We start from the raw sequence: 24,346 nt of genomic DNA on the forward strand, positions 1-24,346 counted from the left end.
TGCCGTCGACGGCGATCGAGCCATAAGTGCCGGTATTGGACCCGGCAATACTCCAGGTAGCCGTGGCCGCATGATCAATGTCGCTCGAGCTGAACTGGCCACTGACGCTGAGGGTGGTGTCTTCCTGCACCGCGCCGGCATCGTTGCCGGTGGCGAAACTCAGCACCGGTGCATCGTTGCTACCAGTAATGGTGATGGTGACAGTCTGCGTCGCCGAAGCAGCGTTAGCCGCGCCGCTGTTGTCGGTGGCGACCACCGTGTACGAGAAGGTGACGGTTTCACCTGCGCCGAGGAAGTCGAGGTTCTGGCTGGTGCTGTAGTCCCAACTGTTGTGATCGACCGAGAAACCGGCGACCAGTGCCGAAGCCACGCCCGCATCGAGCGTGCCGCCGCTCCAGGCGATGTTGCCGTTGGAGGTGTGCGACACAGTCACCACGTCGATGTTGTCCACATCGGCAAAGCTCAGTGCGCCGCTGTCGCTCAGTGTGGCCGTACCGTTGCCTTCGCTCATGGCGCCGGTGGTGTCGGCAATCGCCAGCGTCGGCCGATCGTTGGTGCCGGTGATGGTAATGGTCACGGTCTGTACCGTGCCGTCACCGATCGCCACGTTATAAGTCTGGGTGAGGGTCTGGCCTTCGCCCAGGAACTGCACGGCGGCGTTGTCTACCGTGAAGTGCCAGCCCAGCGAGCCGCTGCCTGTACCGGTGCTGTCATGCAGTGGATCTGTGGTGAAGCTGCCCAGATAGCCGGAAGCGCCCGGTGTGACGGTGACGCTGTGGGTGTCGATCAGGTCGGCGTCGGTGAAGGTGATGCTGCCGTTGGCGGCGTAGTCGCCACTGTCTTCCTTGACATCGCCGGTCTGCACGCCGCTGGTGATGTGCACCTGGTCGTTGGTGCCGGTGATGGTGATGATCACATTTTGCGTTGTCGACGAACCATGCCCATCGTTGAGGGTGACCACATAGGTTTCGGTAGCCGTCTGACCTTGGGCCAGGTACTGGGCTGCCGCATTGTTCACGGTGTAAGTCCAGTTAACGGTGCCGTTGGCCGCATTGGCCGCTTCAACCACAGAGGCCAGGCTGAAGTTGCCCAGCGCTGTGGTATTGCCTCCCGCCGCCACGAATGAGGCGGTATGCGTGTCGCTCAGATCGACATCGCTAAACGCAATCGTGCCCGTCGTACTCAGCGAATCGGTTATGCTCGGCGTTGTGGGCGCATCTTCGGTCACCGTGCCAGCCTGCACGCCGATGTTCATCGTCACACTGTCATTCATACCTGCGAATTGCACTTGCGCAGTGGCCCAACTGAGGGTGCCATTGCCGAGACGAATCGCATACGTAAAGCTGTCTGTCAGGGACGCTCCGGCGGCAAGCGACTGAAGTTGCGTCTTGAACGCAGTCGACAATGTAGCGGCGTCGTAGCCGACCTTGCCATCCGAGGTAATCCAGATCTTTGCCCCATTGAGGCTGGTGTCGGTACTCGTCGCCTCGATTCTGTTCGTGTCCTGGACCAGGAGGTCGGCCGGGGCATAAACCTTGGTGGCAGTAGAGAGACTGGTCCCATCATCAAGTGACCAGAGTGTCTTTGCGTTACCGCCCAGGTCATTGGACATGACGTCCAGGTACACGACCCCCAGCAGGTCTTCAGTGATGCTAGCGCTGTTCGTGCCAATGACACCTGTGGTGAAAATGTCGTCCTGCGCCTGCGGTGTATTGGAAAACGAAGTAACGGTGCCGCCGCTGGTTGTGGTGGTGGTAGCCATGTCTTTCTCCCGAGAATGCTTTTTTTATTGGAATCGCCAGGGACTGCTAACAGGACGAAGTCCCGTGTTTGTGCCGCTCAGAGTGTTCAGGAGCGGTACGGGGCGGCTACCGGACATCGTCGACCGTCTGGGCTAGACGGGACAGGCGCTGCCGGCAGAGGGGTGCTGGTCTCGCGGGGGTGAAGAAACTCGCCGTACTTGAGGAGCGAATCGCAGGAGCGGTCGGGCGAACGTGGGCCCAAGCCTGAGGCTGCGCTGCGCGTGGCGCGCAGTATCCTGAGAGCACCCATAGGGAAGGGACTCCTGAAGTAATGGCTGGATGAGGCCGTATTTTGGTACAGCACTGATTCAGGGATACGGCCTTTCCTGATATCAGTTTGATAGGTGTTTAGTTGTGGGGTCAGGCTTTGTAAAGGTGTTAAGCGCAGGTAACAGTACGATGTGCCAATATTCCGACAAGTGGATGTTTTGGTGTCAATATTATGTCGATTTGTTTTTGGCGAAAGGGCCGAGGCACTCAATACCAGTACGCCTAAAATGAGCTGAAACCCTTATTCGGCATGGCCTGGCGGCGGTATACCAATGCTGGAACACCCTCTGGTTTCAGCGTCAGCGGTTAGAAAGCCCCGCCGGGGCATTCCTCTGGCGGGGTTTTTCGTGCTCGAACCACCCGACGACCTACATGGAAAGTCCGACATTGCTGTGTATTACTTCTGACTCCACTCACGGAGCCAAGCAATGCGACACAGAGGTGCACAGTTCTGGTTATGGACCGATCCCCGGTTGCCTCACCACATTCATGAAGAAGTGCTCAGTGACGGGACGCAAGTGGAAGTGCGGGCACGGCTGAGTCGTAAGGGGATCACCCAGGTGTTCATCGGTGTTTACGATGACCATGGGATCATGCTGTGTGAGGAGTTCCACGACAGGGGCCACGATGAGCCTTACTGCGCGGCGTTGAAGTGGGGCGCTCTACGAGCGGGCGAGATCGTCGCCGGCACGCAGGCGTTCGTTGCACCTCATCGGGTGCAACTGACGCTAGGCACGGTCATCACCGATGAGTCGGTACTGGCGCTGCGGCGGATGGAAATGAGCGAATATGAGCGTCTCAAGCTCCGTTGTGAGGACGCGTGGTCGGAATACCTGGCCGCCAAAGCAGCCATGCTGAACCTCATGCGTGCGCCCAAGGTCGATCCAAAAGTCTGGGCAGACCACAAAGAGCGATTGAAACAGGCGATTGACCGGCGCGTCTGCGTGCAACGCGCCTATCTTCGCTGAACTATCGAGAACCTGGTGCCTGGGGCTGGCGCAGGGATTCAATGGTTGCGATCAGATCGTCGTAGGACACCGGTTTTCCAATGTGCTGGTTAAACCCCGATTGGCGGGCCTTCTGAATATCGCTATTGGCGCCATAACCCGTCAGGGCAATGGCCGGCACATTCTTGACATTTGGCAACTGACGTAATGCTTGTATCAGTTCATGGCCATTCATGACCGGCATGCCCAAATCCGAAATGATCAGGTCGAAGTGGTTGCTTGTGGCCGCATCCAGAGCGTCCTTCGCACGATCAAAGGCAACGACTTCGGCGTCTTCCATTTCCAGTAGCATCTTCAGGGTTTCCAGTACCTCGGCAGAGTCGTCGACCAGCAGAATCGTCAGGCCGCTCAGTCTTCCTGACACCTCGTCGGTTGGCGTTGTGGTTTGAGTTTTACCTTCACTACTGGCCAGCGGCAAATAGACAGTGAAGGTACAGCCTTCACCAACGCCCGGCGAACTCACCTCAACCGTGCCATGTTGTGCCTCGGTCAATTGGCGCACCAGTGACAAGCCGATGCCTAGCCCCTCGCGCTGGTGATTGGTGTGCTGTGTTTCAGCCTGGCCAAACAGATCGAATACGTGTTCGAGGTTCTCGGCTGCGATGCCGGTGCCATTATCCTTGACGTCCAGCCGCGCCATGTTCCCGACCTGGCTGGCGATCAATTGCACGCGGCCATCGGGCGGGGTGAATTTCAGTGCGTTGTTCACCAGGTTCCAGATGATCTGCTCCAGGCGCGTCGGATCGGCATGGACCATCAACGGCTCCGAAGGTACTTGCAGCTCGACAGTGGTGCCGTGCTGATCGTTGAGGACGACGGTGTAAATATCGCGCAGCACACTGGCCAGATCCACGGCGATCGGCTTGAGCTTGAGCTTGCCGGTGCGCACACGGGCGACGTCCAGCAGGTCGTCGATGATCCGCGCCTGGCTGCTGACGGCATCGCAGATGGTGCTCACGGCTTTGGCAGCCGGCGCCACCGACTTGGTCACCGGCAAGCGCCGCAGCAGTTCGGCATTGAGCTGGATCAGGTTCAGAGGATGCTTGAGTTCGTGGGACATGACCGCGAAGAACTCATCCTTGAGGTAATTGGTGTTCAGCGTCTCGGCCAGTTGTTGGCTCTGCTCTTCATGCTGGCGTTTGTGGCCGGTCAGATCCCGGGCGATTTTCACGTAGCCGTGAAGGTTGTCACCGTTGAGCTGGGTCACCTCGCCGCTGCAATAGAAACGGCTGCCATCCTTGCGTAGATGCCAGCGTTCATCTTCGGAACGGCCATGGGTGCGAGCCCCCAGCAGTTCGGTTTCAGGCACGCCGGAGGCGCGGTCTTCGGCGGAAAAAATGAAGTCGTAGTAAGCGCCTTCGGCCTCGGTCTTGCTGTAACCGAAGATCAGCTCGGCGCCTTTGTTCCAGGTGGTGATCACGCCTTGTTCATCAAGGGTGATGATCGCGTAGTCGCGGGTGCTTTCCGCTACCAGGCGCATGCGTTCTTCGCCTCGGCGCAGTTCTTCTTCGGCCTCGCGGCGTTTGGTGATGTCAATGAACGTCAGCACGGTGCCGTCGATACGGTCTTCGCTGGAGCGGTAGGGCAGCAGGCGGGCGATATACCAGTGCTTGTCGGTGCTGCTGACTTCACGCTCGATCATGTTCAATGATTCGAACACCTGTGCGGCATCACTCGCCAGGTCGTCGTAGTGCAGGCGATGCGTGATGTCGAGCAGGGAGCGGCCGGTATCCATCGGCAACATGCTGAAAATGTCGGTGGCGCGCGGGGTGAACCATTTGATTCGCATGCTGCGGTCGACAAACACCGTGGCAATGTCGGTGGAGGCGATCAGGTTGGTCAGGTAGTCGTTGATCTTGTCGGTTTCTTCAACTTTGGTCTTTAGCTCGTAGTTGACCGTCAGCAGCTCTTCGTTGATCGATTGCAGCTCTTCCTTGCTGGTTTCCAGCTCTTCGGTGGCCGAGCGCAGTTCTTCGTTGATCGCCTGCATTTCTTCGTTGGAAGCTTTCAGTTCTTCGCTGGAGATTTCCGATTGTTCGATGGTGTCCTGCAAGTGCAGCTTGGTGCGTTGCAGTTCTCGTTCCAGGTTGGACAGCACCTGGCTTTCGGTTTGCAGCAGGGTCGTGGCCGTCGCTTGTGAAGGATCGACTTCAACTTCCTCGAAAATCACCAGGACGAACTCGCCGTCCGACTCGTCATCCTTGTAAGGCTGCGCCTCCAGGCTGACCTTGTAACGCCGCTCTTCGCGCTTGATCGGCACCTCGCGGGATTTCACCGCCAGGCCACTTTGCTGGACCTGGAACAGCGTGGTGCGGATTTCCAGGCGCAGCTCCGGCAGGATCAGCGTCAGCAGGTTGCGTGACAGCTCACCGCCCACATGCCGCAGGAAGCGCCCGGCACTTTCGCTCATGTGCAGGATGTCGGCGTTGGCATCGACGATCATGCTCGGCGGAGCCGCGCGTTCGAGGGCGCGCTGGTGGATGTCGGCGAAGGACAGTTTGCGCTGCACGGTGTGTTGCGGTGCCTGATGGGAAATATTGGAGCGTACGTAACCACCGCGCGGCACAGTCGGCGTGCGTCGGCTGTTGGCAGTGCCGGTCTTGGCGCGGAAGATCCGGTTGCGTTTGTCCACCGGCGTGAACAGCTCATGGCAAGCGTCTGCGCTTTCGGAAGACCCCAGGAACAGGAAGCCACCGGGCCGTAATGCAAAGTGGAACATCTGCAGGATTTCGCGCTGTACTTCGCGATCCAGGTAGATCAACAGGTTCCGGCACACGATCAGATCGATTTGCGAGAAGGGTGGATCGGACAGCAGGCTGTGCTTGGCGAACAGCACCTTCTCGCGGATTTCCTTGCGAATCCGATAGTGGTCGTCTTCCTTGATGAAGTAGTGCCGCAGCCGTGTCGGCGGCACGTCCGTCACGATGGCTTGCGGGTACAGGCCGGCCCGGCCGAAGCTGATGGCGCGTTCGTCGATGTCGGTGGCGAAAACTTGCAGTGAGGCCTTGCTGGCTTCCTGTTGCAGCTGATCGTTGACCAGCATCGCCAGGCTATAGGCTTCTTCGCCGGTGGAACAACCAGCCGACCAGATGCGGATTTCTTCTTTTTCAGGCTGCGCCCCCACCGCGGCGCTGACCAGTTGCGGCACGATATCGCGCTCCAGCGCTTCGAAGGCTTCGCGATCACGGAAGAAGTTGGTCACGCCGATCAGCATGTCTGCCAGCAACGCCTTGGTTTCTTCGGGGTTGTTTTGCAGGTAGCGGTAATAAGCCCCCAGCTCTGGCTGGGCGGTGACTTGCATCCGGCGCTCGATCCGCCGCAATACTGTCGCGCGTTTATAGTGCTTGAAGTCATGACCAGTGCCGGTGCGCAACAGGATCAGGATGTCGTGCAGCATTTGCTCGGCCAGCGCCGCATCGCGCTCGGACACCGAGGTGAAGGATTGCAATTCCGGATCGTTGGCGGCAGGCAAGCTGATTTCTCGGGAGTTGCGCCACAGGTCCAGCAGCTTTTGCGGCATGTCCGTCACTGGCAACACCAGATCGACCATGCCTGTCTCGATGGCCGCCCGGGGCATACCATCGAACTCGGCATCTTCCGGCACCTGTGCCAGGGTAACACCGCCCTGTTCCTTGATCCGCGAAAGACCGACGGCGCCGTCGGAACCGCTGCCCGAGAGCACTAGGCAGAAGGCGCGTTCGCGGTGTACCTGCGCCAGATCGCGGAAGAACAGATCGATCGAGGCGTGGCGTCCCAGTTGTGGATCGTTTTCACCGACCTCAAGGTTATTGCCGTTCATTGTCAGCCGCTGTGCCGGTGAGATGACGTACACCCGGTTTTTCTCGATCGGCACGGTTTCGGTGACCTGCAAGACCGGCATCCGGGTCGATTCCTGGATGATCTTGTCAGCGATGCTTTGGTGATCGGGGGACAGATGAAGAATGATCACGAACGCCATGCCATTGTCGTGAGGCATGTGTTCGAAAAACAACTTGATGGCTTGCAACCCACCTGCTGACGCGCCAATTCCCACCACCGGAAAGTCCAGGGTGCTGGGACTCAAGGCCTTTCGCTCGGGAGCTGTGGCCGAGTGCTTGGGGGGGGTGGTCATTTCTTTCTGCCTTTGCTGGCGATGTAAAACGTATTGAGGGCGAACGGGTATAAAACGCGGGTTTCTTAAAACAGGATAATCCCGTTTTTCAATAACGCCTTCAATTATTTAGCGCGCATTTGTGCGGCTATATAAGTTTTTGACAAGCAAATGCGCGATTGCACTCCCGCCGCTTCAAGGGATCGCGACTACTGGCCGATAACCTCGATGGTCGTCGCTTCTGGCGGCTGGCAATCACAGCTTGTGCGAAATGACTTGATAGCCTATGGCCTCTCGCTATCATCTGCGCGCCCAAAAGGGCCGCGAAGCCGGTTTGCTCACAGTGGTTGCCTTTAGGTTGTTCTTCCTTAAATTGCCTGGAAATCTTCGATGCTGTCGTATCACCAAAAAAGCTTTCTGATCGTCGATGATTTCTCGGATTTCCGCAGTTCCGTCAGGTCCATGCTGCGGGAGCTGGGCGTCAAGGACGTCGACACCGCTGATACCGGTGAGCAGGCGCTGCGCATGTGCTCGCAGAAGTCCTACGACTTCATCCTGCAGGATTTCCACCTGGGCGATGGCAAGAAAAACGGTCAGCAGGTACTCGAAGATCTGATGATCGAGAAGCTGATCAGCCATGAAAGCGTGTTTGTCATGGTCACCGCCGAAACCAGCCAGGCCATGGTGCTCAGCGCGCTGGAGCATGAGCCCGACGCTTATCTGACCAAACCGTTCAACCGCTCCGGCCTGGCCCAGCGCCTGGAGCGGCTGGAACAGCGCAAGACCTTGCTCAAGCCGATCCTGCAAGCCCTTGACCGGGGCAAACCGGTTGAAGTGCTCAATGCCTGCATCGCCCTGTGCAAACAGGACATTCGTTATTCGCCGCTGTGCCTGCGTTACCGCGCCGATGCGTTGCGCGACTTGAACCAGAACGAAGCGCTGGAGCGTCTTTACGACAGCATCATTGCTGATCGGCCATTGCCCTGGGCGTTTGCCGGATTGGGCCAATTGCTGTTCAAGCGCGGGCAGGTCAGCCAGGCCAAGGGCATTTACGAAAAAGCCTTGAAAGTCTTCCCGATGATGCCCGCCCTCTACGATGGCATGGCTGATGTGCTGGTCGCCGAAGGCGACACCAAAGCGGCGCAGAAAGTATTGGAAGAGGCTATTCGCCTGTCGCCGCTGGCGGTGCGTCGGCAAGCGTTGCTAGGCAAGTTGGCAATGGCCAACGAAGATTTCGACACCGCCTCCAAAGCCTATCGCCAGGCGGTGAACCAAGGGGCGCAGTCACGGTTCAAGGATGCGGAAAGCAACCTCGGCCTGGCCCATGCCTTGATCAGCAAAGGCTCGGAAAAGGGCCTGGACACGCGAACCCGACTGGAAATCAACACGACGCTGAGTGCGGTGGCGAAGGAGAACCCGTCAGACCCGGGCCTGCAGATTCGCGCGCGTCTGATGAAGGCCACCAGCCTGCTGCTCAACGATGCCGAAACCGCCGAGAAGCTCACCGAGCAAGCGATGATGCGCCTCGACGGCATGGAGCAGTTCATGAGCGCCGAAGCAGCGCTGCTGGTGGCCAAGCAGCTGCAAATGCTCGGGCAGGCGAGTGCGGGTGCTTCGATGCTGAAAAACTGTGCGGAAATCTACGGCGACGATCCGACCGTGATGAAAGGCATCGCCAAGCTGACCGACGACCCGACCATCCTCAACTCGGGCAACGCCGCCGCCGACCTCAACCGTCAGGGTGTGCGGGTGTACAAGACTGGCAACCTGGTTGAAGCCCGGGAAGTGTTCCGCAAAGCCCTGGCGCTGCAACCGAAGAACATCAGTATTGCCCTGAACATGGCGCAGTCGCTGCTGCATGGCACCGACACCAGCGTGCCGTCGGCTGAGCTGGAAGAGTGCCGGGCCTGCCTGAAAACGGTCGGCCTGATGCCCGATACCGACGCGCGTTATCCGCGCTACCAGAAACTGAAAATCAAGGCGTTCGGCGAATGATCGACAGCGAACCGTCACTCGACTTCTCCACGGTGATTGCTTCCACCGTGCATGACATGAAGAACTCACTGGCCATGCTGATGCAGGCGCACAGTCAATGGCTGGCGCGCTTACCCGACCCTGAGCAACACACGCCGGAGCAGGGCGTCATCGACTTCGAGTTCGCCCACCTCAATGGCATGCTGGTGCAGTTGCTGGGGCTGTATAAGCTGGGCGTCAACCAGATGCCGTTGCAGCCGGCCTACCATGAGCTGGATGACTTCATTGAGGCGCAACTGGCGGCTCACCAGGAAGTGTTCGCCAGCCGCGGCATTATCGCGACCTATGAAGTGGACCCGTTGAGCCCGCTGGGTTTCTTCGATCGAGAGCTGATTGCCTCGGTGCTCGCCAACAGCATCAACAACGCCATCCGTTACGCCCGGCATGCCTTGTTGATCAGCGTCAGCGATGAGGCCGGGCAACTGGTGCTGACCATCAACGACGATGGCGAGGGTTATCCACCCGAGATGATCGAGCGTCAGGCCGACTATGTGCAGGGCATCAACCACAGCAGTGGCAGTACCGGCCTGGGCCTGTACTTCGCCGGGCGGATTGCCGCCTTGCACCAGCGCAATGGCGTGGGCGGACGCACCGAAATCAGTAACGGCGGCCCATTGGGTGGCGGCGTGTTCAGCCTCTATCTCCCCTGAACGACACGTTCCTCACAGGATTGCGCCTTTTTGTTTGACGCTGCTTGATATTCTGAACAGCTGGAGCCTATTTTGTACGGGTCGCCGTTCGCGGCTCGTACAACAACAAGGATTGCGTCATGACAACCGATGGCCATCGTTCACTCGCGCAGCGATTGACGGGCATTGATGAGATTGAATGTATTACGCCGGACCTGAACGGCGTACCCCGCGGCAAGGTAATGACCGCCGAAGGATTTCTTGAGGGGCGGCGTTTGCAGATGGCGCGGGGAGTGCTGCTGCAATGCATCATGGGCGGCTATCCGCCGGCGCATTTTTACGGCAGCGATGATGGCGACCTGGCGCTGGTGCCGGATCCGGCGCAGATCCACCGCTTGCCCTGGAGTTCGCACCCTCGGGCACTGGCCATATGCGATGCGCAGGAACTGACTGGCGAGAGCTCGCGCCTGTCGACTCGCGGCCAACTCAAGGCGGTGATCGCTCGCTACGCCGCCCTCGGTCTGGCGCCGGTCGTGGCGACCGAGCTGGAATTCTTTGTGTTCGCGCCCAACCCTGACCCTACGCAACCCTTCCAGCCGCCAGTGGGCCTGGACGGTCGTCGCGAGGACGGTCATTCGGCATTCAGCATCAGCTCCAATAACGGCTTGCGGCCGTTCTTCACTGAAGTCTACGCAGGCATGGCGGCGCTGGGCTTACCCCGCGATACCTTCATGCACGAGATGGGCGTCAGCCAGTTCGAGATCAACCTGTTGCATGGCGATCCGCTGCTGCTGGCCGACCAGACCTTGCTGTTCAAGCATCTGCTCAAGGAAGTCGCGCTCAAGCATGGCCTGACCGTGGTCTGCATGGCCAAGCCGTTGGCTCACACGCCGGGCAGTTCGATGCATATTCACCAGAGCGTCGTCGAGATCGGCACCGGGCGTAACGTGTTCAGCGACAAGGCTGGCGAGCCGACCGCGACCTTCCGTCATTTCATCGGTGGTCAGCAAGCTGGCCTTGCGGATTTCACCGTGCTGTTTGCGCCGAACGTGAACTCTTATCAGCGCCTGTGCCATCCTTTTGCATCGCCCAATAATGCCTGCTGGTCCCACGACAACCGCGCGGCCGGCCTGCGCATTCCAGCCAGTTCACCGGTCGCTCGTCGGGTCGAAAACCGCTTGCCGGGGGCTGATGCCAACCCGTACCTGGCGATCGCCGCGAGCCTGGCGTCGGGGCTGTATGGCATCGAAAACAAACTGGAACCGAGCGAAGCGGCCCGGGGCGAGTTCGTGGTGCCGGATAATCTTGCGTTGCCGTGTACCTTGCATGCCGCACTTGAACGTCTGAAACGTAGCCAATTGGCGAAGGAACTGTTCGGCAAGGAGTTCATCGAAGGCTACATCGCTTCGAAGACCCTGGAGTTGACCAGCTTCCTCGATGAAATTACTCCCTGGGAACGGCGTGTTCTAGCAGCCCAGGCCTGACGACCTGTCGCCATCGGGCTATCGTTGTCGATAGCCCGATACTCACTGCAAGGAGCCGCTCGGAACGCCAATGCGCCAAATCCTGAAATCCTTTCGAGGACTTTATTTCGCCTCGCTGATGATGTTGATCGGCTCGGGCCTGTTGAGTACTTACCTGGCCCTGCGCCTGGCGGCCGATAAGGTCGACAGCCTGTGGGTCGGCGCGTTGATGGCGGCCAACTATTTCGGCCTGGTGCTGGGCGGCAAGATCGGCCATCGGCTGATTGCCCGGGTGGGGCATATTCGAGCTTATTCAGCCTGCGCCGGGATCGTCGGCGCGGCGGTGCTGGGCCATGGCCTGGTCGATTGGCTGCCCGCGTGGCTGTTCCTGCGGGTGATCGTTGGCCTGGGCATGATGTGCCAGTACATGGTGATCGAAAGCTGGCTCAACGAGCAGGCTGAAGCCAAGCAGCGTGGCGTGGTGTTCAGCGGCTACATGATCGCTTCGTACCTGGGGCTGGTATTGGGGCAGCTGATTCTGGTCATGCACCCGGGGCTGGGCCTGGAACTGTTGATGCTGGTCGCGCTGTGTTTTGCCCTGTGTCTGGTGCCGGTGGCCCTGACCCGACGGATTCACCCGGCACCTTTGCACCCGGCGCCGATGGAACCGCGCTTTTTCATCAAGCGTGTGCCGCAGTCGCTGAGCACGGTGTTGGGGGCGGGATTGATCGTCGGCTCGTTCTACGGCCTGGCGCCTCTGTATGCCTCCCAGCAAGGATTGTCCACCGAGCAGGTCGGTCTGTTCATGGGCACCTGTATTTTTGCAGGCCTGGTGGTGCAGTGGCCGTTGGGTTGGCTGTCGGATCGTTATGACCGGGCGGTATTGATCCGCAGTTTTGCGTTTAGCCTGGCACTGGCAGCATTGCCGCTGGCGATCATGCCGCAGGTGCAACTGGAGGTGCTGTTCATCGCCGGTTTCCTCTGTTCGTTGGTGCAATTCTGTCTGTACCCGCTGGCGGTGGCGTTCTCCAACGACCACGTCGAGGGGGATCGCCGGGTGTCGCTGACGGCGATGCTGCTGGTGACTTACGGTGTCGGCGCGAGTATCGGACCGTTGGTGGCCGGGGTATTGATGAAGCTGTTCGGCAGCCAGATGCTGTATGCCTTTTTCAGTTTTTTTGCCTTGGTACTGGTGTGGCGAATCCGCCCGAAAGCAGTCACCAATCTGCATCAGGTGGACGATGCTCCGCTGCATCACGTGGCCATGCCGGACAGCATGACGAGTTCGCCACTGGTGGCTTGCCTTGACCCGCGTGTCGATGAACAGGTGGTGCAGGATCAGATGCAGAATCCGGTCAACCCGGAACCTGATCTGGAGCCGGATACCGAGCCTGAATCGGTAACGGAGTCAGAAGACCCTGATACAGCGCGCGAGCAAAGTTTTACCGAAGCGCGGCCGTGATCAAGGCATAAAAAAACGGGCAGTCACCGTAAGGGACTGCCCGTTTTTTATTGGCGGGGCGTATCAGAAATCGTCTTTATCGAAGCGCCGCGCTTCACGTTGCAGCTGATAGACGAACCGCTCGACTTGCCGTTGTACCAGTCCGCTCATGTTGTGAAAACGCACGCCGGCGAAGGTAGTGTTGATCTTTTCTTCAAAGTGCAGGTAACGCAGTTCGACCGGTGCCGTCATGCTGCCAAAGGGCAGGGCGGCGATGAAGCGGTCGTAGACCTGACCTAATTGCAGCCTGGCGGTGATATCGCCGTCGAAGCGCAATTTGCAGCCGGTGGCGGAGATGTCCAGCAGTTTGCCGGCGATGGGCGACTTGAGTTTCTCACCCCCCAGCTCGACATTGACCAGTTGCGCCAGTTTCAATGCAGCACGGAAAGCATTGCGGCGCTGGTGGTAAACCACCTCATCGGGCAGCGTGCCACGGTAGCAGCGGCCATCGCCGGACTCGTCGATGGTCAGCGGGCCATTGCTTTCCCAGGCGATGCGTACACCGTCGTGGAAGCCTTCAACCTTGAACGGTTCGCCGGCCAGCAGAAAGCGTTCACCGTCGCGCGGGATCATTTCGTCCAGGGCGATCATGTTGCTGTCACGATCAACATCCACCAAGTAACTCTGGAAGCGCTGGCTGCGCTCATGGAATGTGATGATCAGCGGGTCATGGCTGTCTTGCAGCTGACGCAGGTTGCCGGAGATTTCCAGGGGCGTGGTGAGCACCTTGGGTGGCTGCGGAGCATCTTCCGCGCTTAAGGCATTGAACACGGGGCATCAATCTCCAGACAAATATGACTACTAGCCAGCATTCTGCCAGCATGTTTCGCGTCTTGATAGGGCGTGCTCATTGAAAGGCTCAGGCCTGACTGAGCGGGCGTGGCTTGGCGAGCTTGGAGGTTGATCCGCGGGCATCGTAGAGCGCTGGCGGCTCGCCGCCGGTGAGGATTTTCAGCTGGTTGGCCGTGGCGGCCTGCTGCACCAGAATCGACTGGCCATTATTGGCATTGGCGGCCTGGCACTGGGCCAGAAGGTCGGTCAGCACATCGCTCTGTCCCAGCAACCGTTCGCCAATGCTCGACTGGCTGGCGAGTTGCTCCAGGCCTTGGCGATTGGTCGGCAGGTTGAGGCTGGCGAGGATTTCACTGCGCTTGCGGCCATGCTGTTCGAGCAGAATGATCAATGCCTGTTTATGCGCCAGAATTTCTTCGAGCAGTGGCATGTCGCGACCGTGCAAGGCGAGGGACTCGGTTTGCAGCAGCTCCAGCAATTGTTGCGCCGGGGCAAAGTCGTCGATGATCAGTTGCAGTAAATGAGTGTCGTGCATGGCTGGCCTTGGGTTTTAAGCGTCCAAAAGCCTGGCGCGGGCCGTGGCCTAGCGCTGGGCTTCGAAATTGAGCAGTTTGCTGGCTACACGGTTGCTGTCGACTTTATAGCTGCCATCGGCAATCGCTGCTTTCAACTCGGCCACGCGGGCGTTGTCGACGGCAGGCTGATCGCGCAGCTTGTCAGTGACCTTCTGCAACTGTTGAGCCTCATTGCTGAGGTGTACCGATTCCCCGCTTTTGGTGGTACTGGCCTGTTCGGCCGGGGTATTCAGCTGCGCGGATTGGCCGGCTTCGGCGGTTTCCTTAGCGGTGCTGGTACGCGTACTGCCCGTAAGTGACGAGGAGCTGTTTAAACGACTGAAATCGATGACCATGACAAAAAACCTCTGGATATTTGGACGCTTGCCATGTTTTCGGCGATTCCCCGAAAAACTTTAGGCCCATTTATCAATGAGCTTGCATGCGCCAGCGCATGCCCTGCATGCGGCACAGTTTAGGCAACCGCCAGGCGGTGCGCCATCACTTCACAAACACAGAGCCCTTACATGGCCACTTCCACCTGGCCGGGCGCGGTGACTTGCGCCTTGATGACCCGCTGGGAGTTAAGGTTCTTCACGCGAATCTGTTCGCTCAGGCCGCCGTTGGACAGCGCTTCACCGGGCATGCGCACACTGAGCGTACCACTGCGGGCGGTAATCACCACCTGGTCGCCCTTGCGGACCACTTCCGCCTGTTCGAGGTGCACCAGGGTGATGATCTGATCGGCGACCATTGGTCGGGTAAGTTTTTGCCCGATCGCCTGATCGACGGAAGTCAGAAAGCCTTGGTTTATCAGGCTGATATCGCGCTCGCGCAGGGTTACGTCCTGAGGTTCGATAATCCCCGTGCGCTTGAGCGGACGAGTGGTCGTCACGATGTCGCGAAACAGCTTTACCTGGGCGGGCACGAAGACGGTCCAGGGCGAGGCGCCATCGCAGCGAACCTTGACCGTGACCCGTCCCAGAGGCCTCGCCGGGCTCTCGAGGGTGGCTGTCAATTCCTTGTCGCACATAGGCATGCGCAAGCGCGGATCGAGCTGGTTGACCTGGATTTCGTAGCGACCTTGCGTTTGACTGGTGGCCAGATAGTCCTCTACGGTGAATTCAAGAAAGCCCTGGGTGACGCCGATAAGCATGTCAGGCAAGGTAACCGTATCAGCAAGGGCAGGGCTGCCAGCGTTGAACAGGCAAGCAGCCGACATCGCGCAGAGTAATCTGCGGCAGGTTGATTTCAGGTGTCGGAAAAATGTCGGTTCTGTGTTCATAAGAGTTAAAAAGCAAGCGCCGTGCCGTTTCGTGATGAATGTGCGTCGCAACACACTTAGCGTTGGTGTAGGAGTCTGGGCATGGCTGGTGTAATGGATTCGGTGAACCAGCGCACGCAACTGGTAGGGCAGAATCGCCTTGAGCTGTTGTTGTTCCGTCTCGACGGCCAGCAGCTGTATGGGATCAACGTGTTCAAGGTTCGCGAGGTGCTGCAATGCCCCAAGCTGACCCTGATGCCCAAGTCCAGTCCTGTCGTGTGCGGTGTGGCGAATATTCGGGGGGCAACCATTCCGATTCTGGATCTGGCGATGGCGACCGGTGCCGGTCGGTTGCTGGACCAGAGCAATCCCTTCGTGATCATCACGGAGTACAACACCAAGACCCAGGGTTTCCTGGTTCGGTCGGTGGAGCGCATCGTCAACATGAACTGGGAGGAGATTCATCCGCCACCCAAGGGCACGGGGCGCGATCACTACCTGACGGCTGTGACTCGGGTCGACAATCAGTTAGTCGAAATCATCGATGTCGAGAAGGTGCTGGCGGAAGTAGCGCCGACACCGGAAGCGATTTCGGTTGGCGTGGTGGATGTCGAGACTCAGCACAAGGCATTGTCCTTGCGGGTGCTGACGGTCGATGACTCGTCAGTGGCGCGCAAGCAGGTGACCCGTTGCCTGCAAACGATCGGTGTCGAAGTGGTGGCGTTGAATGACGGCCGACAAGCGCTGGATTACCTGCGCAAGCTGGTCGACGAGGGCAAGAAGCCGGAAGAAGAGTTCCTGATGATGATCTCCGATATCGAGATGCCGGAGATGGACGGGTACACCCTGACGGCCGAGATCCGCAACGACCCGCGCATGCAAAAGCTCCATATCATCCTGCATACTTCGTTGTCGGGTGTGTTCAATCAGGCGATGGTCAAGAAGGTCGGTGCCGATGACTTCCTGGCCAAGTTCCGTCCTGATGACCTGGCATCCCGGGTAGTCGACCGGATCAAAGCAGCAGATAACAGCTAGAGGCCTTCTGCCCCTGGCGGTCAACACGATTTAAGAGGCGGTATCTTTGTCTACGGGTAATTTGGATTTCGAACAGTTCCGGGTATTCCTGGAAAAAGCCTGTGGCATTTTGCTCGGTGAAAACAAGCAATATCTGGTCTCGAGCCGTCTCAACAAACTGATGGAACAGCAGGGCATCAAATCGTTGGGTGAGCTGGTTCAGCGCATCCAGACCCAGCCGCGCAGCGGTTTGCGCGAGATGGTGGTGGATGCCATGACCACCAACGAAACCCTGTGGTTTCGTGACACCTATCCGTTTGAAGTCTTGAAGAACAAGGTATTGCCTGAAGCGATCAAGGCCAGCCCCGGTCAGCGCCTGCGGATCTGGTCGGCGGCGTGTTCGTCGGGTCAGGAACCGTATTCGCTGTCGATGTCCATCGATGAGTTCGAACGGGTCAACATGGGCCAGTTGAAGATGGGCGTGCAGATCGTTGCCACCGACCTGTCCGGCAGCATGCTGACCAACTGCAAGACCGGCGAATACGACAGCCTGGCCATCGGTCGCGGTCTGTCGCCCGAGCGCCTTCAGCGTTACTTCGACCCCAAGGGGCCGGGGCGCTGGGCCATCAAGGCACCAATCAAGAGTCGGGTGGAGTTTCGCTCGTTCAACTTGCTGGACAGCTACGCGAGTCTGGGCAAGTTCGACATCGTGTTCTGCCGCAACGTGCTGATCTACTTCTCTGCCGAGGTGAAGAAAGACATCCTGTTGCGCATTCACAGCACACTCAAGCCGGGCGGTTATCTGTTCCTTGGCGCGTCCGAAGCGCTGAACGGTTTGCCGGACCATTACCAGATGGTCCAGTGCAGCCCGGGGATCATTTACAAGGCGAAGTGACTCGTTGACGGCATACAAAAAAACGGGAGTCCTCAGGGGCTCCCGTTTTTTTTGCCTGCTTGTTTCTCATAGGCACCCCAATACCTGTAGGAGCGAGGCTTGCCCGCGAAAGCGTTGGGGCGGTCAATGATGATTGTTGTCTGGCACACCGTTTTCGCGGGCAAGCCTCGCTCCTACAGTTGATCGGTGTTGCCCTGGGAAAGCGGCAGAAAAGCGGCAGGCGGCGGAAATCGGTTGCCGCTTTTCTGGCATTGCCGCCTCACCACTGCCCGCAAAGCCCCGGTTTACCGGGTTTTTTGAATTGGCACGCCGCTTGCTATGTTCACGTTACGAAAAATCAGGTCACCCGAAGGTTTCCCGACATGAGCATCAGCTTCGATAAAGCGCTCGGTATCCACGAACAAGCCCTGGGCTTCCGCGCTCAGCGTGCCGAAGTCCTGGCCAACAACATCGCCAACGCCGACACCCCGAACTACAAGGCTCGGGATCTGGACTTCTCGAAAGTGCTCGCCGAGCAGAACGAGAAAACCAAAAACGGCAAGTTCGCCTTGAGCATGACCAACAGCCGTCACATCGAAGCTGAAGGCCTGGGCAATGGTGATGAGTCGCTGATGTATCGCACGCCGATGCAACCGTCGATCGACCAGAACACCGTGGACGCCCAACTGGAACAGTCGAACTACGCGGAAAACGCGGTCAACTTCCAGGCCAGCTTCACCCTGCTCAACAGTAAATTCAAAGGGCTGGTGTCAGCCCTGCGCGGAGAGTAATTCATGTCCCTATCCAGTGTTTTCAACATTGCCGGTAGCGGCATGAGTGCCCAGACCACTCGCTTGAACACCGTGGCCTCGAACATCGCCAACGCCGAAACCGTTTCGTCGAGCATCGACCAGACCTACCGCGCCCGTCACCCGGTGTTCGCCACCATGTTCCAGGGTGGCCAGAGCGGCGGCAGCGATTCGCTGTTCCAGAACCAGGACGCGGCCGGTCAAGGCGTCCAAGTGCTGGGCGTGGTCGAAGACCAGAGCAACCTCGAAGCGCGCTACGAGCCGAATCATCCGGCCGCCGATGCCAAGGGCTACGTCTACTACCCGAACGTCAACGTCGTCGAAGAAATGGCCGACATGATTTCCGCGAGCCGTTCGTTCCAGACCAACGCCGAAATGATGAACACCGCCAAAACCATGATGCAGAAGGTCCTGACCCTCGGTCAGTGATAAGGGGCGACTTTCGATGAGTGTTACCGATACCACCAGCGGCGTAAGCATCAAGGATGTCCTGGCCAACTCTTCGGTCAAGACCACGACCACCAGTGATGGTCTTTCCGCGGCGACCAGCAGTGCCACCGGCAGCAAGGCATTGGGCAAGGATGCGTTCCTGCAACTGCTGGTCACCCAGCTGAAAAACCAGAACCCGCTCGATCCTCAGGACAACAGCGCGTTCGTAGCTCAGTTGGCGCAGTTCAGTAGCCTGGAAGGCATCACCACGCTGAACGACACCGTCAGCGGTATTGCAGGCAACTACAACTCGTCGCAAGCCTTGCAGGCTTCTTCGCTGGTGGGCCGCTCGGTCATCGCGCAGACCGACAAAGCGGTGGTCGATACCTCCAAGAGCCTCAACGGTACCGTCGTGGTGCCGACATCGGTTTCCGCAGCCACCGTCAAGATCACCAACTCGGCAGGCACGGTCATCCGCACCCTCGACCTGGGCAGTCAAAGCGCCGGCAATGCCAGTTTCATTTGGGACGGCAAGGATAGTTCGGGCGCGGTGGCACCGGCGGGTACTTACACCTTCGGCGCCACGACCACCATCGATGGCACGAACACCTCACTGATTACTTACCTGCCGGCAACGGTCAACAGCGTGACCATCAGCCAGACCGGCGGTGAGTTGATGCTGAACCTGGCAGGCCTGGGCAGCGTTGCCCTGTCCAAAGTGCAAACCATTGGTCTATAGAGCCGACTAACACGGCACAAAGGAGTGGAATATGTCTTTCAATATCGGCCTTAGCGGTCTCTATGCAGCCAACAAACAACTGGACGTGACTGGCAACAACATCGCCAACGTCGCGACCACCGGTTTCAAATCGTCCCGTGCAGAATTCGAAGACGTGTACTCGGCCACTCGCCTGGGCACCGGCAGCAAAACCATCGGCAACGGCGTACGCCTGGCCAACGTTTCCCAGCAGTTCAGCCAGGGCGACGTGAACAACACCGGCAACGTGCTGGACATGGGCATCCAGGGTAACGGCTTCTTCATCCTCAGCGACAACGGCTCCCTGAGCTACACCCGTGCCGGTGCGTTCAAGACCGACGCTCAAAACTTTGTGGTCGATAACAACGGTAACCGTCTGCAGGGTTATGGCGTCGATGCCAACGGCAAGATTGTCAACGGTGTGTTGACTGACTTGAAGATCGATACGTCGAGCCTGAAGCCGAATCCGACGACCCGAATTGATCAAACCCTTAACCTCAACTCGTCGGAATTATCGCCGACCGTGGCTACGTTCAGCCCTACGGATACCAACAGCTATAACAAGACCATTTCCACCAAGGTCTATGACAGCCAGGGCAACGAACACACCATGGATCAGTACTACGTGAAGACGGGTACTAACACCTGGAAAATGTATACCTACATGGATGGCCGTACTCCATCCGATCCGGCTAACAACACACTGACTCCGCTGACTGCCGACATCGTTTTCAACTCGGACGGCACGGTCAAGACCCTGACCGGCAGTGTTGGTTTTGCTAACGTCGGTGGCACGCTGACCATGACGGGATGGAAACCTGGGGCAATCACAAACGCCAATACAACACCTGTTACCTGGGGCTTGAACGGGGCTGATGCTGCGGCCGCCGGTATTGCGGTGTCCATGACTAAGGTCTCTTCCTATAACTCGCCAACTGCCCGTACCGCCCAATACCAGGACGGCTACGCCACCGGCCAGATCTCCAGCCTGACCATCGACGCCAGCGGCGTCATGACCGCCAACTTCAGCAACCAGCAAACCAAGGCCATCGGCCAGGTGGCTGTGGCGAGCTTCGCCAACGAGCAAGGCTTGCAGCCAATTGGCGGTACGCGCTGGAAAGAAACCTTCGCCTCCGGTGTGGCCGGTGTCGATGCGCCGAAAACCGGTACCCTGGGTTCGGTCGTGTCCAACTCGCTGGAAGAGTCCAACGTCAACCTGACCAACGAGCTGGTTGATTTGATCAAGGCGCAGAGCAACTACCAGGCGAACGCGAAGACCATCTCCACCCAGAGCACCATCATGCAGACCATCATTCAGATGACTTGATGCTTGATAGTGCAGCACAAGAAACCCCTCGAAAGAGGGGTTTTTTCATTCTGTAGGAGCGAGGCTTGCCCGCGAAGAATGCACTGCGGTTTTTCAGGTATTACGCGTCATCGTTCTTCGCGGGCAAGCCTCGCTCCTACAAGGCAGGGGCAAAAGAAAACCCCCGACCAGCCAGAGGCTCATCGGGGGTTTCAGGTAAGCGCCCTGGAGCGCCTACTGGCTCAGCTTACTGGCAAGCTTCGCAATCCGGCTCGTCGATGGCGCAAGCCTTCGGCACTGGAGCTGGACCGGCTGGGGCTGCCAGGACCGAGTCGTCACCGTGGTTGCCGCCGCTGGAAACAGCGTTCAGCTTACCGGTGTTGATGGTCGACTTCTCGGTGCTGGTCGCGGCCAGGGCACGGAGGTAGTAGGTGGTTTTCAGACCACGGTACCAGGCCATGCGGTAGGTCACGTCCAGCTTCTTGCCCGAAGCGCCGGCGATGTACAGGTTCAGCGACTGAGCCTGGTCGATCCACTTCTGACGACGGCTGGCGGCGTCGACGATCCACTTGGTGTCCACTTCGAAGGCAGTCGCGTAGAGCTCTTTGAGTTCTTGCGGGATGCGCTCGATCTGCTGCACCGAACCGTCGTAGTACTTCAGGTCGTTGATCATGACCGAGTCCCACAGACCGCGAGCCTTCAGGTCGCGAACCAGGTACGGGTTGATCACGGTGAATTCGCCCGACAGGTTCGATTTCACATAGAGGTTCTGGTAGGTCGGTTCGATCGACTGCGACACGCCGGTGATGTTGGCGATGGTTGCGGTCGGTGCGATGGCCATGATGTTGGAGTTACGAATGCCTTTCTGCACACGGGCGCGAACCGGTGCCCAGTCCAGGGTTTCGTTCAGGTCAACGTCGATGTACTTCTGGCCACGCTGCTCGATCAGGATCTGTTGCGAATCCAGCGGCAGGATGCCTTTGGACCACAGCGAACCCTGGAACGTCTCGTAGGCGCCACGCTCGTCAGCCAAGTCGCAGGAAGCCTGGATCGCGTAGTAGCTGACCGCTTCCATCGACTTGTCGGCGAACTCGACGGCAGCGTCGGAACCGTAAGGGATATGCTGCAGGTACAGAGCGTCCTGGAAGCCCATGATGCCCAGACCAACCGGACGGTGCTTGAAGTTGGAGTTCTTCGCTTGCGGCACCGAGTAGTAGTTGATGTCGATCACGTTATCGAGCATGCGCACGGCGGTGTTCACGGTGCGTTGCAGCTTGGCGGTGTCCAGCTTGCCGTCGACGATGTGGTTCGGCAGGTTGATCGAGCCCAGGTTGCAAACGGCGATCTCGTCCTTGTTGGTGTTCAAGGTGATCTCGGTGCACAGGTTCGAGCTGTGAACCACGCCCACGTGCTGCTGCGGGCTGCGCAGGTTGCACGGGTCTTTGAAGGTCAGCCATGGGTGGCCGGTTTCAAACAGCATGGACAGCATTTTGCGCCACAGGTCTTTGGCCTGGATGGTCTTGAACAGCTTGACCTTGCCCGGGTACTCGGTCAGGGCTTCGTAGTACTCGTAGCGCTCTTCGAAGGCCTTGCCGGTCAGGTCGTGCAGGTCCGGTACTTCGGACGGCGAGAACAGGGTCCACTTGCCGTCATCGAAGACACGCTTCATGAACAGGTCAGGGATCCAGTTGGCGGTGTTCATGTCGTGGGTACGACGACGGTCATCACCGGTGTTCTTACGCAGTTCGATGAACTCTTCGATGTCCATGTGCCAGGTTTCCAGGTAGGCACAGACAGCGCCTTTGCGCTTGCCACCCTGGTTAACGGCGACGGCGGTGTCGTTCACCACTTTCAGGAACGGTACGACGCCCTGGGATTTGCCGTTGGTGCCCTTGATGTACGAACCCAGCGCCCGAACCGGAGTCCAGTCGTTGCCCAGGCCGCCTGCGAATTTCGACAACATGGCGTTGTCGTGGATCGCGTGGTAGATGCCCGACAGGTCATCCGGCACGGTGGTCAGGTAGCAGCTCGACAGCTGTGGACGCAGGGTGCCGGCGTTGAACAGGGTCGGGGTCGAGGACATGTAGTCGAAGGACGACAACAGGTTGTAGAACTCGATCGCACGGTCTTCTTTCTGCTTCTCTTCGATCGCCAGGCCCATGGCCACGCGCATGAAGAAAATTTGTGGCAGTTCGAAGCGGATACCATCCTTGTGGATGAAGTAACGGTCGTACAGGGTTTGCAGGCCCAGGTACGTGAACTGCTGATCGCGCTCGTGGTTGATCGCCTTGCCGAGTTTTTCCAGGTCGAAGGACGCCAGAACCGGGTTCAGCAATTCGAATTCGATACCTTTGGCGATGTACGCAGGCAGTGCCTTGGCATACAGGTCGACCATTTCGTGGTGGGTCGCGCTGTCGGCGACACCGAGGAAGCCCAGGCCTTCGGCACGCAGGGTGTCCATCAGCAGGCGGGCGGTCACGAACGAGTAGTTCGGCTCACGCTCGACCAGCGTACGGGCGGTCATCACCAGAGCGGTGTTGACGTCGGTCAGGGCCACGCCGTCGTACAGGTTTTTCAGGGTTTCGCGCTGGATCAGCTCGCCATCGACTTCTTCCAGGCCTTCGCACGCTTCGGTAACGATGGTGTTCAGACGACCCATGTCCAGTGGCGCGAGGCTGCCATCGGCGCGGGTGATGCGGATCGATGGGTGAGCGTTGACGGCTTCTTCGGCAGGGGAGTGTGCTGCGCGCTCTTTGGCGCGGGAGTCACGGTAGATCACATAGTCGCGGGCGACTTTCTGCTCGCCGGCACGCATCAAGGCCAGTTCGACCTGGTCCTGGATTTCTTCGATGTGGATGGTGCCGCCCGAAGGCATGCGACGCTTGAAGGTCGCGGTGACTTGTTCGGTCAGGCGGGCAACGGTGTCGTGGATTCGCGACGAAGCGGCAGCGGTGCCGCCCTCAACTGCGAGAAACGCTTTGGTGATGGCGACGGTGATCTTGTCATCGGTGTAAGGGACGACAGTGCCGTTACGCTTGATCACGCGCAGTTGGCCAGGCGCGGTGGCGGACAGATCCGAATTCGAATCGGCAGCCTGCGGCAAGGTGCCCTGCGGGTTCTCGCGAGTTGTGTCGGTTTGCATGGGGGGGTATCTCCACATTCTCTATGTTTGTTTGGGCACCATCACGGTGCCCACCGTTCTGTCCTGAAGCACTACAACCGGCGGGGGCCGGGCATACCAACTTCGGGACAGATCAGGAAGGGGCTATCGGGCGCCGCTTCCATGCCGAAGTCTTTGGTGTCACGCCTTAGGCCTGAAACCGAATTCCGTTTTGGGCGGCAGTAAATGACTGCAACACCCGTACCGTTATCGCCGTTTCGGGCTTAAAAACAGTAGCCATCCGCACGCGCGGTTTGGTCTTTCGAAAATACGTTTGGTTCAACCGGAAAGAGGCAATAAAAGCGCTTGAAATCGGTGTCCGGTTTGTGTTTGGTTTTTGGCGTAAAACCCTACATGTAGGGTTTTTTTTGCGCCGAGGTACAAGATAATGCGTTTTGGAGGGTGTTGCAACGTACTACCTGTGGATAAACCTGTGCGTAAATTGTGTGTGAAAGAGGGAACAGGCGTGTAGGCCGCGACCTAGCTGGAGCCGACCATTTTTCACTGATTTTCAGCGACAGAAAACAGTCATCCGGATTTTTAAGGGCGCGAACCCTATCACAAAAAACCGTTGTGTCCGAACGCATTTAC

18 protein-coding genes are annotated in these 24,346 nt (G+C 58.6%); 11 read left to right on the plus strand and 7 right to left on the minus strand.

All coding sequences use genetic code 11. The features are described 5' to 3' along the window. The coding region (locus tag AC30D7_RS21330) for a VCBS domain-containing protein (protein ID WP_490135384.1) at window positions 1-1,762 on the minus strand (1,762 nt) is incomplete at its 3' end. Window positions 1,763-2,500: 738 nt separating this feature from the next. Between AC30D7_RS21330 and AC30D7_RS21335 the strand changes: the two genes are divergently transcribed. Beyond that, window positions 2,501-3,040 carry a hypothetical protein gene (locus AC30D7_RS21335; RefSeq protein ID WP_490135385.1) on the plus strand — a complete coding sequence of 180 codons (540 nt, stop codon included), beginning with the start codon at window positions 2,501-2,503 and terminating at the stop codon, window positions 3,038-3,040. Window position 3,041: 1 nt separating this feature from the next. On the opposite strand, the gene AC30D7_RS21340 is transcribed toward AC30D7_RS21335, so the two are convergent. Beyond that, complete coding sequence (locus AC30D7_RS21340) at window positions 3,042-7,190, minus strand: CheR family methyltransferase (protein WP_490135386.1); 4,149 nt, start codon at window positions 7,188-7,190, stop codon at window positions 3,042-3,044. A gap of 369 nt (window positions 7,191-7,559) precedes the next feature. Here AC30D7_RS21340 and AC30D7_RS21345 point away from each other — a divergent pair, with 369 nt between their 5' ends. From AC30D7_RS21345 to AC30D7_RS21360, 4 genes are all read left to right on the plus strand, one after another. Continuing rightward, window positions 7,560-9,164 carry a tetratricopeptide repeat-containing response regulator gene (locus tag AC30D7_RS21345; RefSeq protein ID WP_019650359.1) on the plus strand — a complete coding sequence of 535 codons (1,605 nt, stop codon included), beginning with the start codon at window positions 7,560-7,562 and terminating at the stop codon, window positions 9,162-9,164. After that, entirely contained in the window at window positions 9,161-9,853 is a 693-nt protein-coding gene (locus AC30D7_RS21350; protein WP_305422798.1) for a sensor histidine kinase, read from the plus strand. Before AC30D7_RS21345 ends, AC30D7_RS21350 begins: the two co-directional genes overlap by 4 nt. A 221-nt stretch (window positions 9,854-10,074) precedes the next feature. Beyond that, window positions 10,075-11,316 (plus strand): glutamine synthetase family protein, encoded by a 1,242-nt coding sequence (locus AC30D7_RS21355; RefSeq protein ID WP_490135443.1) that lies wholly within the window; start codon window positions 10,075-10,077, stop codon window positions 11,314-11,316. Between the two features lie 70 nt (window positions 11,317-11,386). Beyond that, the gene (locus AC30D7_RS21360; protein WP_490135387.1) at window positions 11,387-12,757 is read left to right on the plus strand and encodes an MFS transporter; all 1,371 of its coding nucleotides are present in this window, start codon (window positions 11,387-11,389) and stop codon (window positions 12,755-12,757) included. Window positions 12,758-12,820: 63 nt separating this feature from the next. Here AC30D7_RS21360 and AC30D7_RS21365 read toward each other — a convergent pair whose 3' ends face one another. The 4 genes from AC30D7_RS21365 to flgA all read right to left on the minus strand — a co-directional run bounded on the left by AC30D7_RS21365 (window position 12,821) and on the right by flgA (window position 15,427). Beyond that, window positions 12,821-13,567 carry a flagellar brake protein gene (locus tag AC30D7_RS21365; protein WP_490135388.1) on the minus strand — a complete coding sequence of 249 codons (747 nt, stop codon included), beginning with the start codon at window positions 13,565-13,567 and terminating at the stop codon, window positions 12,821-12,823. Between the two features lie 88 nt (window positions 13,568-13,655). Then, window positions 13,656-14,123 (minus strand): flagella synthesis protein FlgN, encoded by a 468-nt coding sequence (locus AC30D7_RS21370; RefSeq protein ID WP_018926324.1) that lies wholly within the window; start codon window positions 14,121-14,123, stop codon window positions 13,656-13,658. A 48-nt stretch (window positions 14,124-14,171) separates the two neighbouring features. After that, entirely contained in the window at window positions 14,172-14,498 is a 327-nt protein-coding gene (gene flgM / locus AC30D7_RS21375) for a flagellar biosynthesis anti-sigma factor FlgM (protein ID WP_490135389.1), read from the minus strand. Between the two features lie 167 nt (window positions 14,499-14,665). Next, on the minus strand, window positions 14,666-15,427 hold the full coding sequence (gene flgA / locus AC30D7_RS21380) for a flagellar basal body P-ring formation chaperone FlgA (protein ID WP_033063966.1): 762 nt from the start codon (window positions 15,425-15,427) through the stop codon (window positions 14,666-14,668). 81 nt (window positions 15,428-15,508) lie between these two features. Here flgA and AC30D7_RS21385 point away from each other — a divergent pair, with 81 nt between their 5' ends. The 6 genes from AC30D7_RS21385 to flgE all read left to right on the plus strand — a co-directional run bounded on the left by AC30D7_RS21385 (window position 15,509) and on the right by flgE (window position 20,616). Further along, window positions 15,509-16,441 carry a chemotaxis protein CheV gene (locus AC30D7_RS21385; protein WP_019650363.1) on the plus strand — a complete coding sequence of 311 codons (933 nt, stop codon included), beginning with the start codon at window positions 15,509-15,511 and terminating at the stop codon, window positions 16,439-16,441. A 46-nt stretch (window positions 16,442-16,487) separates the two neighbouring features. Next, on the plus strand, window positions 16,488-17,315 hold the full coding sequence (gene cheR / locus AC30D7_RS21390) for a protein-glutamate O-methyltransferase CheR (protein ID WP_019582906.1): 828 nt from the start codon (window positions 16,488-16,490) through the stop codon (window positions 17,313-17,315). A gap of 362 nt (window positions 17,316-17,677) precedes the next feature. Beyond that, entirely contained in the window at window positions 17,678-18,085 is a 408-nt protein-coding gene (gene flgB / locus AC30D7_RS21395; protein ID WP_007937506.1) for a flagellar basal body rod protein FlgB, read from the plus strand. Window positions 18,086-18,088: 3 nt separating this feature from the next. Next, complete coding sequence (gene flgC, locus AC30D7_RS21400; protein ID WP_007937507.1) at window positions 18,089-18,532, plus strand: flagellar basal body rod protein FlgC; 444 nt, start codon at window positions 18,089-18,091, stop codon at window positions 18,530-18,532. Between the two features lie 16 nt (window positions 18,533-18,548). Continuing rightward, window positions 18,549-19,271, plus strand: a complete 723-nt coding sequence (flgD, locus tag AC30D7_RS21405) for a flagellar hook assembly protein FlgD (RefSeq protein ID WP_019582907.1) — start codon at window positions 18,549-18,551, stop codon at window positions 19,269-19,271. 31 nt (window positions 19,272-19,302) lie between these two features. Next, window positions 19,303-20,616 carry a flagellar hook protein FlgE gene (gene flgE / locus AC30D7_RS21410; protein WP_490135390.1) on the plus strand — a complete coding sequence of 438 codons (1,314 nt, stop codon included), beginning with the start codon at window positions 19,303-19,305 and terminating at the stop codon, window positions 20,614-20,616. Between the two features lie 226 nt (window positions 20,617-20,842). On the opposite strand, the gene AC30D7_RS21415 is transcribed toward flgE, so the two are convergent. Then, a complete protein-coding gene (locus AC30D7_RS21415) occupies window positions 20,843-23,737 on the minus strand; it encodes a ribonucleoside-diphosphate reductase subunit alpha (protein WP_018926318.1) in 2,895 nt (964 codons plus the stop codon). Window positions 23,738-24,346 lie beyond the last annotated feature (609 nt).

Source organism: Pseudomonas sp. DF5, assembly GCF_058148225.1.